At 54.7% G+C, this 5,128-nt stretch carries 5 protein-coding genes; 3 read left to right on the forward strand and 2 right to left on the reverse strand.

The features are described 5' to 3' along the window. Positions 1 to 132: 132 nt before the first annotated feature. Positions 133 to 1,848, reverse strand: a complete 1,716-nt coding sequence (locus tag HX869_RS30565) for an ABC transporter ATP-binding protein (RefSeq protein WP_178904129.1) — start codon at positions 1,846 to 1,848, stop codon at positions 133 to 135. A 613-nt stretch (positions 1,849 to 2,461) separates the two neighbouring features. On the opposite strand from HX869_RS30565, the gene HX869_RS30570 reads away from it, so the two are divergent. From HX869_RS30570 to HX869_RS30580, 3 genes are all read left to right on the forward strand, one after another. Next, entirely contained in the window at positions 2,462 to 3,103 is a 642-nt protein-coding gene (locus tag HX869_RS30570) for a hypothetical protein (protein WP_256351171.1), read from the forward strand. A gap of 266 nt (positions 3,104 to 3,369) precedes the next feature. After that, a complete protein-coding gene (locus HX869_RS30575) occupies positions 3,370 to 3,849 on the forward strand; it encodes a hypothetical protein (protein WP_177116953.1) in 480 nt (159 codons plus the stop codon). A 12-nt stretch (positions 3,850 to 3,861) separates the two neighbouring features. Beyond that, entirely contained in the window at positions 3,862 to 4,104 is a 243-nt protein-coding gene (locus HX869_RS30580; protein WP_178904130.1) for a hypothetical protein, read from the forward strand. 91 nt (positions 4,105 to 4,195) lie between these two features. Here the strand turns inward: HX869_RS30580 and HX869_RS30585 are convergent. After that, positions 4,196 to 5,128: EamA family transporter (locus tag HX869_RS30585; protein WP_256736808.1), on the reverse strand; the 933-nt coding region annotated here is incomplete at its 5' end.

The raw sequence follows: 5,128 nt of genomic DNA on the forward strand, positions 1-5,128 counted from the left end.
CGGAAAAGGGGGCATTTATTAGATCAAAAATAAATGCCCCCTTTTCCGTCCCGTATTGAGACCTACGCGACCTGAGAGGAATAGGGGTCTGACTCCTATTTCATTCTTAGCGTACAAAGCCGTTTCAGTAACTTAATGCCCTGAAACCGGCTCTTCCTCCTGAACTTTGCGTATGACGTTGGAGACCGACTCCAGAGCCACCAGGTCTTGCCACTTGCCATCTGCAACGATTCTGCCCGTGTCGAAGACGATGACTCGATCAAAGTGATTGAGCACAGTGAAATCGTGGGTTACACAGATCAGACTTTTATCGGCAAAGCAGGTGAAGAGTGCATCCCAGATTAACGAGGCGCCCTGGGGATCAACGGATGAGGTCGGCTCATCGAATATGTTGAAATTCCCAGGTCTTAGCAGCACGCGTAGAAGCGAAAGCTTTTTTGCTTCGCCACCGGAAATACTGGTCGCGTCTTGATTTATCGTTCGAACAGGCAATTCGTCAAACAGATGCTGGATATTAAGCTGCGCCGCGACGCTGCTAAATGTCGAGTTGAACGAGCCATGAAAAAAAACAGCGTCTGCCAGGTTGCCTGATAAAAACTTCGGAGTTTGGGGGCAATACCGAATGAGCCGAAAATGTTCCTCTTCAGCGATTGACTCTAGCGCGGTCTGTCCTATCCGGACGGTGAGCCCGGGACGCTGCTTCACGCCCACGAGCAGTTCCACAAAGGTTGATTTTCCGGAGCCACTTGCCCCAACGACGGCAAGATGCTCACCGGGGCGCACTTCGATGGCCTGTTGAATGACTAATGAAACTCCCTCGGCGATCAGTGCAGTGGAGGCGGGGTAAATCAAGCTGTCAGAATCCAAGGGCAAGCTCTCGGCCTTACCCTTGAAGCTTTGCTCGCGCAGAATCGATCGAAACTTGGCGTAGTCCGAAGAGAATTGATCGGCGAAACGATAGACCTCTCCGATGCTGAACACCGTGTTGAAAAACATCGTGGATAAGGTAAACAAGACGACAAAGTCGCCAACCGTCAGTTCGGACACCGAAGCCTGTCTTACAAAGATGCCGTACCCGATCACTGTGCTGCTGGTCAGGGTTAAGAAAAGTGCCCTTGACGCCCCTAGTACCGCAGCGGAATATCCGACTTTTGTGGCGGCATCCGCGTACTGGTAAAACGTATCGAACAGGGGTTTCAGCCCCGATTCCTGGGCCCGCTCCAGCCTTATCTGTTTACCCGCCTGAATCGTGTTTGCAAATACTCCCGCCTGTTCATCTTCGGCGTCATTGACCGCATCGATATGAGCGCGACGCCACGTGATCAAGTAGTGGGTCAATGCCAGGTAGACGCCGGAAAGTGCAAGCACAAGCGCCAGGAACACAATATTCGCAATCCATACCAGCCACGCCGAAATCACGATGAACTCGATGCAAAGCGGCAAAATAGTGATCAGCGCGTAGTTAAGAATTCGCTCGCTGGCTTGTATGCCGCGTTCAATCGATTTGAGCATCTTGCCGATATTGATCGATGAGAACAGGTCGAAGTGCTTGGTGAATATCTCGCGAACCCATCGAATCGAAACATCGCTGAGCCCTTTTTGAATAAAACGGGTCAAGTAGTACCCCTGAATAGGGATAAGAATAACGTTAATAACGCCGACGCAGATAAACCCCAACAGATACAAGGCCGTCTCTGAATCCAAGGTGTGCTGGGTAAAGGTATCTACTACGCGCCCGATGATAATCGCCGGCATTATGGTTGCCACTTTGGATAGGATGACAATAACCATCACTAGCCAGAACAGCCTCTTATGACGGTAAAGTGCGTGTTTAAAATCCTCAAGCATGACCCGCCTCCTCAGTTGCTCTCGTTAATTGTGTTCAAGCAAAACGTTATTGGGTGCCGCGGGAGAGAAGAGTAGGGGGTGGGCTACGTTTTCAATAATGGTGGTCTGACCCCTATTTAAAAATGTGGGCGCAGGCTATCCCAGTTCACACTAGCCTCCAATACCAGCCTCGCTATTATTTATGCATACCCAAAGAGAAAAATATTCTATGAGACTACTCTATAAATTTTCACATGTTGTGCCTCATGGAGCGTGAATTCAGGAGCTCTCAGGACTTTCCAATCAACTTGCCGCATGGCGTTGTCACGTCGTGACTTCCCCGGCACGGGCCACTATTTGCCAAGAAAATACTTCATGACGCAGTTCTCTATTTTCAACTGCGCAGTTGATACCAGCCCTTCATCGTTCTCCCGTCAGGCACGTCACCACGCTTTCGCAGCTCGCGGTAATCACCATCGGCAAGACCCAAACGGCGCAGACACCAGAGAAGAATAGGGGGCAGACCACGTTTTCAATAATGGTGGTCTGACCGCTATTTCTGCATCTATTATCTGAGGTCGAACCAACGACCGAAGTTGTCGAAGTGGGATTACTTTTGAGCATGGGGCCGCCGATGCAGGGAAAAACGTTCGAGATAGTGCGAATAGATCAAATCCACGAAATTGTTTCGCCAACCGTAGAGTCACTTTTACAGCCGTTAGGATTCGAAGTTCAGGGCCCGCTGTCCTGGCTTCGTAGCGTCGATGCTCCGATTCGCCAACTCTTTCGCCTTGAACAGTGGAAAGGCGGCGCGCTAGCGCCGTCATGGGCTCTGTCACTGGACTTCGTTCCCCACCTTTCCGGCAATGAAATCAAATGGCACAGGACGTCAAAATCGGCACGACCTGATCTGACTTTCGATGTGCGCGATCGAGCGTTTGATATCTCATGCAGCTACGGACCTGATGCCATAGCAACCAGCGCACCCAATATCCTCCGGGCTGCCATTCCAAAAGCTGAATCGTTTTGGGACGAGGCTCGTTCGATAGCCGACCTGCCTGGTGCTTTCGAGCGGGTCAAGCAGCATTTGTCGACGGGTGGCCTGGGTTTCTACAACTACATACAACATCCTCTTGCATACGCGTTTGTATTGGCCATGAACGGCAAGCCCGACACAGCCGAAGAAGAGTTTCAACGCTATTCACAGCGTCTTTCAGAGGCGGCTCGAAAAAAACTCCGCAAGCTATTCATTGATGCAGGCGGTCACCTTGGCTAAGTGAGTACGACTTTTTCAACAGCATCGGCCAGAAGCGGCCTTTCGAGGAAAATAGCCGGCGGCCATTTCTGGCATTTCGCGGAGATAGAATAGCGGCCAGGTTCGTAGAATCGCAGGGTAGTTCGTCGAAAGCACCGAATTCGACAATTATTATGTCCGTCAGCACCTTACGGCGCGCAACACACCTTGCCAGCCAGGTGAAATGATTTGAATCCGGCGCACGCCTTCTAGACAATCCCCGCCTTTGGCTCGAAAGGATGCGTGCGATGAAGTTCGAAGGGACTTTCCAATACATGGGCAATCACGGGATCGTGTTCAACGTCTCGCAGATCACCCTCACCGACAGCGAACGCGGACGCCTGGGCGAGCTGCATTTTGGCGAAGCGAAAAGCGCCCACTACGAGGTCAACCGCAAAGTCGTCGAGGTGTACGACAAGATGCTGGCCAAGAACCTGCCGTGCCTGATGATGATCGGCATCTCCAAGCCGCTGACCCGGCAACAGGGCGACGTGCTCAACGCCCAACGCACTAAAATCGCCAACCTTGCGGCCTCGGCTTTCGCTGGCGCCACCTCTTACGTAGCGTCCCCTTACGTGGGCGCCCCTGTCGGCGCTGGAGTGCGCATGTACGTGAATGACACCCTGCCCACCTATCATGCAGGCGACATACTGGTCAGCATCGAAGCGCAGGTGAGCGGCGGCATCGGCCCGCAACGCAGTGCCTCGACACTGATCATCAAGACCTGACGGGAGAAATACATGTCTGACATTACCCAGCTGGTCGTTGCCCTGGTGCTGTTCTTTCTGCTTGATCGGTTTATCAAGTCGTACCCGCTTCGCAAATGGCTAGGGGTGCTGTTGGTAGCGATGGGGGCGGTCGGCTGCGTGGCTGTGAGCCAAATCCGCTTGCTTGGGGTTGACCTGGGGCTGCTGTCGATCTTTGCCGTTGCACTGGGGGTGGGGTTGTTCCTGAAGCGGCGGCGGTACGAGCCGATTGGCTGAAGGAGGGCCAGGAATTTCCCCACGCCCGGCAGTAAAAAGGGACGGACTTGTTTGAAAATAGATCCGTCCCTTTTCCTTTTCGCCTCTCGACCTACGCAGCCTGAGCCTTGACGGCCGGCTGGGGTGACTTGCGATACGTCAGCAGCACAATCCCCGTCACCACAATCACCCCGCCCACCACCTGGCCGGCGCTGAGCATCTGGTCGAGCACGATCCAGCCCATCAACAACGTCGCCAGCGGCTCAATGTTCATCACCGGCGCATTACGCTGCATATCCAGGCGCGGCACCGAAATGAACAGCACGATAAAACCCGTGCCATACAGCACCACCAACGTGGCCAGTGCCAGCCAGCCGGTACTGGTTGCAGGCAAGTTCAGGCCATCGACAAGCGCACCGCTCAAGCCTGCGAGATTGACGCTGCTGAACACGATAAAAATCGTCAGCAGACTGCGCACCGAACCACGCACCTGAGACAACTTGTGGTCGGTGATCCACAGCGCGCAGGCGAATACGAACGCGGCGCAAAAGGCCAGGGAGACGCCGACCAGCCATTCCGGGCCGAGGGTGGTGTTGGCGGAGAGACGGCCGGGTACATCCAGCACGAAGACCAGTCCCACCAGAATCAGGCTCATCAGCAAGGCGGTGCGTGCGGTGGGGCGTGGGCCGCCGAGTGCCCAGGTGAGCAGGGCCAGCAGGATAGGGAAGACGTTGGCGACCAGTAAGGCCAGCGCTACCGGGACGCGGGCGACGGCGGAGTAGAGGCAGAGGCTTTGGGTGGCGATGAGCAGGCCCAGGAGGACTTGCCAGCGCCATGCACCTGGGGGGAGGCGGAGGTTTTGGCGTTGGTATAGGACCAGTAGCGCTAGGACTAACAGGGTGCCGCCGGAGCGCATGAGAATCGCCAGGAGGACTCCGGCGCCGTCGTCGAAGGCTACGCGGGCGGCGATGTGATTGCCGGCGAAGGCGCAGCCCATGCAGAGGAGGATCAGGACGGCGATGTAGCGGGGGAATTGGGTGGGGGC

Origin of the sequence: Pseudomonas sp. P7779 (genome assembly GCF_013386315.1) — a bacterium.
In the GTDB taxonomy this organism is placed as follows: Bacteria; Pseudomonadota; Gammaproteobacteria; order Pseudomonadales; family Pseudomonadaceae; genus Aquipseudomonas.